The 5,952-nt window shown below is 64.4% G+C and carries 5 protein-coding genes and 1 pseudogene; 2 read left to right on the top strand and 4 right to left on the bottom strand.

What is annotated here, in order from left to right; translation table 11 throughout:
* Nucleotides 1-275: pseudogene (locus JMJ55_RS32290) on the top strand (IS630 family transposase); the annotation flags it as partial.
* A gap of 620 nt (nt 276-895) precedes the next feature.
* On the opposite strand, the gene JMJ55_RS30180 reads toward JMJ55_RS32290, so the two are convergent.
* From JMJ55_RS30180 to JMJ55_RS32285, 4 genes are all read right to left on the bottom strand, one after another.
* On the bottom strand, nt 896-1,363 hold the full coding sequence (locus JMJ55_RS30180; RefSeq protein ID WP_202829307.1) for a hypothetical protein: 468 nt from the start codon (nt 1,361-1,363) through the stop codon (nt 896-898).
* A 186-nt stretch (nt 1,364-1,549) separates the two neighbouring features.
* Nucleotides 1,550-2,197, bottom strand: a complete 648-nt coding sequence (locus JMJ55_RS30175) for a phasin family protein (RefSeq protein WP_202829306.1) — start codon at nt 2,195-2,197, stop codon at nt 1,550-1,552.
* A gap of 419 nt (nt 2,198-2,616) precedes the next feature.
* Nucleotides 2,617-4,539 carry a PHA/PHB synthase family protein gene (locus JMJ55_RS30170; RefSeq protein ID WP_202829305.1) on the bottom strand — a complete coding sequence of 641 codons (1,923 nt, stop codon included), beginning with the start codon at nt 4,537-4,539 and terminating at the stop codon, nt 2,617-2,619.
* A 249-nt stretch (nt 4,540-4,788) separates the two neighbouring features.
* Nucleotides 4,789-4,878, bottom strand: a complete 90-nt coding sequence (locus tag JMJ55_RS32285; protein WP_236034264.1) for an SWIB/MDM2 domain-containing protein — start codon at nt 4,876-4,878, stop codon at nt 4,789-4,791.
* A gap of 588 nt (nt 4,879-5,466) precedes the next feature.
* On the opposite strand from JMJ55_RS32285, the gene JMJ55_RS30160 reads away from it, so the two are divergent.
* Nucleotides 5,467-5,829 carry a hypothetical protein gene (locus tag JMJ55_RS30160; protein WP_202829304.1) on the top strand — a complete coding sequence of 121 codons (363 nt, stop codon included), beginning with the start codon at nt 5,467-5,469 and terminating at the stop codon, nt 5,827-5,829.
* Nucleotides 5,830-5,952 lie beyond the last annotated feature (123 nt).

The following is a 5,952-nucleotide window of genomic DNA, read 5'->3' as shown; positions in this document are numbered from 1 at the left end:
CCCTTGCGGGTCGACGAGGGGTTCGACGGCCGGCGAAGGCTAACGCTGAACCTGGACCACCAGACCCAAGCGCCTCAATCCTGAGGCAGCGCTGGACTTGGTTTGAGGCCCAGCCTGACCTCAACCCTGATTGTCTGGTGTTCATTGACGAGACCTGGGCGTCGACCAACATGGCCCGCACCCATGGCCGGGCACCCCGAGGCGAACGGCTGCGGGCATCGATCCCGCACGGTCATTGGATGACAATCACCTTCGCCGCCGGACTGCGGAACACCAGCACCCTCGACGGCCTCTGGGCCACCATTGGCGTAAGCGTCCGGCCTTCGCCGCCTTCCCTGGCCTCTGATGTCCGTTGAGGCTGACGGCTTTAACGTCGGGTGTAAGGTCGGCTGTAAGGTCATGGGCAGGGGAGCGCGAGTTCATTCTGCACTGCTGCCGGCTGACGGCCATAAGCGTTCATGCCTGGCGGCACCGCTGGCGGGCAGGCCCAGGGGCATGACCCGCGTGTGTGACACCCCTTACATGATCGCTCCCGGCATTGGGCCTTACTGCCCGGACCTGGAATGCGACAGCCACGAAGGGAAAGACCTGTGCGACCTTGAACTCATCGACCGGTTCGAGGTGCAGCGCCGACAGCGGGACGGTAGGGCTTTCGCCGGCATGCCTGATGTAGCACTGGCCAAGCTGAGGGCACTGTGTCTGGCGGACTGCAAACGAACCGAAGCCATCTGGCGCACAGTTAATAGCAAGACTCGTTGAGCCCAACCCACCTGTAGCAGACGGCGGTCTCAGCGTAATTCATCTCAGCCTCGGCTGGAACAATCTCCTGAATGAATTCCGAGTAGCAGGTTCTGGTCTTCACCCAAAATCGAAGCTCATTCTCACAGTCGAGGGTCTACTCCGCGGTCTTCCCTGGAACAGCGTTCCCGCGTCTGCGCGGCGCTTGAGAGCGGGGGCGTCGGGCTCGATCCGTCGGGCCCGGCTCAGACAGTTTGTTGGGCACCACGGTGCCACCGTCCCCCCGATGGTCGCGCTCGCGGGTCTGCAGCTCCGAGGATTGCTGTGCAGCTTCTCCTGCCGCGCTCAGCACCAGGGCGCCACCTCGTGCCAGAGCATCGAAATACTCACCGACGAATCGCCGCTGCAGCTCCACCACTGGGCCTGGCTCGGCGCGGTCCAGCAACGCTTCGGCGAAGCGCTTGTTGGTCGCCATCACGCCCTCGAACAGGCGCGACGCAGCCCGCTGTGCCTCCACCGCCTGCGCTCCGGCCGTGCCGGCATCCGGTGCGGCGGCCATCAGCCGACGCATGTTGGCGGCGGCTTCCTCTACCAGGCCGGCCAGATCGTGCTTGGTCTTCTCCATATTCCGCTCCATGCTTTCCGCGAAACCGGGCGCTCCGTCGCGGCCGAAGGACCAGATGAGTTCCTGGGCCAGACGGGCGAAGCCGGCGCACCGGGCTGTGGAATGCAACATGAGAACGGCCGGGACACCCGTGGCATCCCGGCCGCTCACTTCTACGTTTCGAACCCTTGCGGGCCGGCGCTGGTGTTACTCCGCCGCGGTCTGGAGGGGCCGCTGGCCCTGATCGGCCTGGCGGATCTGCTCCTCAAGCGGGCGCAGCGTCTCGTCGGCAGTGCGGCGCATGGCGCGAACCACCGTGGCACTGTTGCGCAACAGGGCGTCCGTGTACTCGCGGGCGAAGCGCTGCTGCAGTTCCACGAGCGGCGCCGGGTTAGTGAGGCGGAACAGCTCCTGTGCCGCGCGCAGATTGGTCTGCACCACGCCCTCGACCAGGCCCGCCACCCCCTGCTGCAGATCGCGCAGCCCGCCTTCGGCGGCGTTGGGCAGCGCCATCAGCTGACGAACGTTCTCGGTCGTGCCCCGGGCCGCTTCGGCCACCTTGCGGCTGACCTCCTCGAAGCGCTGCGCCGCGTCCTGGGCGATCTGGCGCTGGGCGTCGGCCACCGCCTGCGCGCCGCGGCGCGTGGTGTCGTTGGCGAGTTCAGCGCCGCGGCGGGCCGAATCAGCTCCGGCTTCGGTGCTGCGGCGCGCCACGTCGGCGCCGACCTCGGCATTCTTGTGCAGCGCCTCGCCGGCGGCTTGCCCACCTTGCTGGACGGCCTCGGCACCGCGGCGGATTGCCGCATCGGTGGCGGCGGTTGCACGGGCGTCTTGCGGCTTGCTGATGTCGACCATGTCGGTCTCCTCACAATAATTGTATGGTGCATAATAGATTGCTGCACCGCACCATGAAAATGTGCGCCAGCATGGACCTTGGCGCAAGAGACTAATTTTATGAAAAATACGATTAACGCTGCAACTTTTGCTTTTGCCCTGACACCCCATAGGGCGCATCTCATAAGAGTTTTCTATTAAGATCCGGTGACATATTACGCTGTGAAGAGACGCAACAGGCGAGATCGATCAATGACCGGAAGGTGGGCCAAGGTGCCCACCAGAGCGCATTTCGAAGCGGCGGTGCCGCGGCAAGCCGTCTGAAGGGTTGGCCCGAATGGTATAGCAACGCCGCCGCATCGAATGAGCAACGGACAGCCACAGGGCGGCTACGTCCGCCGTAGGTGCGGCTGGACCGAGGCTTGTGCGCCCCCCGCGTCCTATTTCTCTAGGACGTAGGTGCCCGGCGCGTCCGCGATCGGCGGGTGCGCCGCGCTGCCCATCGACGGCGGCTTGGCCTTCTCGCCCGAGCGCGCTGCGAGCCAAGCCGTCCAGTCTGTCCACCAGCTGCCGTCGTGCTTCGTGGCTGCCTTGCGCCATTCCTCCGGCGTTGCCGCTTGGGCCTCGTTGATCCAGTAGGTGCCCTTGCCGCCGGGCGGATTGATGATGCCGGCGATATGGCCAGAGGAGGCGAGCACGTAGCGTACCTTGCCGCCGACGAGCTGGGTGATACGCCAGGCAGCGTCCCAAGGGACGATGTGGTCCTTTTCCGCGCCTACCGCGTAGACGTCGAGCGCGATGCGTCCGAGGTCAATCGGCTCGCCCTTCAGCTCGATCTTGCCCGGCACGATCAGGTTGTTCTCCTTGTAGGTGTTCCGCAGATACCAGGCATGCGCTGTGCGACACATGCGAGTGCCGTCGCTGTTCCAGTAAAGCAGGTCGAAAGCTGGTGGCTTCTCGCCCATCAGGTAGTTGTTCACCACGTTCGCCCAGATCAGGTCGTTCGAACGGAGCAGGTTGAACATGTTGGACATCTCACGGCTGTCCAGGTAGCCACGCTCCATCATCTGCCGCTCGACCAAATCCATGGCCGGTTCGTCCATGAAGACGGCAGTGTCGCCCACCCGCGTGAAGTCCTGCAGCGAGACCATGAAGGTCGCCGCATTGAAGCGCTTGTCCCCTTTCCGAGCCAGCCAGGCGAGGGTCATCGCGAGCAGCGTGCCGCCAATGCAGTAACCCATCACGTTGATGGACTCAGCACCGGTAATCTCGCGCACGACGTCGCTGGCCTCGAGCGGACCAAGGTCCATGTAATCCTCGAAGCTCGTTTCCTCCATCGAGGCGTCAGGATTCTTCCAGGACACCATGAACACGGTGAAGCCTTGCGAGACGAGGTGCCGCACCATGCTGTTCTTCGGCTGCATGTCGAGGATGTAGAACTTATTGATCCAGGGCGGCATGACCAGCAGCGGTGTCCGGTGCGCGTCCTTGGTCATGGGCTCGTACTGGATCAGCTCAAGCAGGCGGTTCCGGTGGACCACCTTGCCAGGCGACAGGGCAAGATTGCGCCCCGGCGCAAAGGCAGTAGCGTCGACCATACTGAGGCGCCCGTCTTTCAGGTCAGCCGCCAGGTTGCGCGCGCCGTTGGCGAGGCTGGCGCCGCCGGTCTCCATCGCACGGCGCAGCGCCGCTGGGTTCGAGGCCAACAGCAAGGTCGGGCTCATGGCGTCCACGAACTGCCGGAGATGGAAGTCGAGCCACCGGCGCTCCGCCTCATCCATACCGTCCGCTTGCGCCGCGCTTTGCTCGAGGAGCCAAGCGGAGGCGAGAAGGTAAGCTTCCTTCAACGTGCGGTAGGCTGGATTGGCATGCCATTCTGGCGCCGCGAACCGCTTGTCCGGGCTGGAGGCAGGTTGGGCCGGCGATGCCCCCGCCGCGTCCCACCAGCGTCGACCGGCCTCGCTCCATGCCTCGGTAGCTGAGCGCCAGAGGCTCGCGTTCAGCTCCGCTGCCGAGGCGAAAGCCACGCTCGGCTGTCTAAGGGAGCGCAGCCACACCGTGCGGAGCGCCCGAGCGACCTCCGCCCAATCCACCGGCACCACGTCGCGCAGCGGGTTGGCGTTCCACATCTGGTCCACGGACCGCAGGAACGGGTCCTTGGCCAGCGTGCCGCCGAGCTGGTCGGTTGTCATCTGCCACCAGGGATTGGCGTAGCTGGCCCAGTCCCAGCTAGCCGATCCCGACATCGCCTCCACCCAGGAGGCCCAGACGCTGAGCATTGCCTCGGGGCCCAGCGGAAGATCCCCGCGCCCTTGGTCAAGATGGCCGCTTTGGCCGTTCTCGCCGCTGCTTTGGTCCGCCATGGCGTTCCCCCTTTCTCGGCGCTGCTGCCCGCACCGATGTCGCATTCGGTCCGACTTCGTGACCCCGCCGCGCCGCGGCGCCGTCAGCGTGTCCGGCCGCACCGCGACGATGTCGCAGCTGCAGACCTCCCCCTTCGCCTCGTAACCAAGCCGCTCGAGGTGTGCTTTCACCACGGCGTAAAGTGACGTCTCGCGTCTGCGAGACGAACCGGTCACCGTGGGCAGCTCATGTAGAAGGCCCGACCACCATCAAGACAGATGCTGGGCGCAGTGCTTGTTCATCTCGAACATGGTCACCTTGTCCTTGCCGAACACCTTGCGGAGTTTGTCATCGGCCAAGATCTCGCGGCGGTTCCCCGGGTTCTGCGGACGGTGGGCTTGATCTAGTCCCAAACCTTGCTCACCACTTCACCTCGCGCCAGGGGGCCCGCACCGACCACTACGGCCAACTCCTCAGAGGGCTTGAGTGACTGCTGCAGCGCATTTGCCTTACCGCCTGCGCTCGCCTTCGCAGCCTTCTTCGACTTTTCCGCTGTCTTTGTGGGCATCTGGCCTGCGGGATCTCGTCTTAACCGCTTCGCGGCGCCATTCTTGCACAAAGCGAAGCGCCTACCGCAGTCGAATCAAACGGTAATAGAGTTAAGTAGAACGTATGGCCCGACCGCCTGCAAGGGTTTTGCGCCTGGCCTGATCGGTTTACGCCAACGTATCCGGCGTGGGCGATAAACTACACGCCGCCGGGCGGCCAAGCCGAGCACCTTTGGCACGAAGCCTGACAGAGCCGTCGCAGTGTGGCCGAGATCAACGGGGCATCTGCAACCGCTTGAGAGATGAGCCTGCAACGCATATGCATTGCGAGCTCGGTCAGCCAGCGGCAAATCGACCGTGCCGGTATGACGCTCGGCGCCAGCCCCCATGTGCCAGTTCATGATCGCGGTCCGAAGACGCGAGTTCGACAAGCTGCTAGTTGGTAGGTATCCCCGAAATCTTGCCGGACCCTTCCGCGACAACTACGCCCTCCTCGCTAGAGTGAAGCTCGCTCGTGACCTCCCCCACCTGTCCGCCATCCGGGTTGACGCGCGGGTGCTCGCCCAGGAGCACACGCTGTACTTCAGGGGAACAGTGGCGTTCGATATGGCCGCCGAGACCCATCTTCTCGGACCTCTGCCACAAATCAGCGCGCTGCTCGGGCGCGAGGTGGTGCGCAGCCATCGCCAGCGCGTGGTCGAGCAGGACGACGAGGTCGCGGTCCAAGCGGGCTTCGGAGAGAGGAATATCAACCATGGCTGATCGCAGCACGCCGAGATTCCGGCTGCAAGTGTTTTAGTCGCTGACGCTTAGAGCCCGTTTGAGAATGGTTATGGATGGGCGATACGGCGGAGCAGGAGCGCGCCGAGGCTGACGCGGATCATG

Source organism: Belnapia mucosa (assembly GCF_016775475.1).
Lineage (GTDB): Bacteria > Pseudomonadota > Alphaproteobacteria > Acetobacterales > Acetobacteraceae > Belnapia > Belnapia mucosa.
Note: the sequence above shows the minus strand (reverse complement) of the source record. Positions and strands in the feature narration are given on the sequence as shown.